The following is a 218-nucleotide window of genomic DNA, read 5'->3' as shown; positions in this document are numbered from 1 at the left end:
ACCCCCAACTACTTTCGGCGCTGAAGCGCTTAACTTCCGTGTTCGGCATGGGAACGGGTGTGGCCGCTTCGCTATCGCCACCAGACATAGAGAGATTGTTCTCTCAAAACTGAAGACTCATCAATTCATACAAACCATTAGACTAGATCAAAGCCTCGACCGATTAGTATCATTCAGCTCCACACGTCGCCGTGCTTCCACCCATGACCTATCTACCT

The 218-nt window shown here is 50.0% G+C and carries 1 rRNA gene; it reads right to left on the bottom strand.

The features are described from left to right. A 5S ribosomal RNA gene (gene rrf, locus KNP72_RS15795) occupies positions 1–85 on the bottom strand; the annotation flags it as partial. Positions 86–218 lie beyond the last annotated feature (133 nt).

This window comes from Exiguobacterium sp. s152, assembly GCF_018618335.1.
GTDB classification, from domain to species: domain Bacteria; phylum Bacillota; class Bacilli; order Exiguobacteriales; family Exiguobacteriaceae; genus Exiguobacterium; species Exiguobacterium chiriqhucha.
Note: the sequence above shows the minus strand (reverse complement) of the source record. Positions and strands in the feature narration are given on the sequence as shown.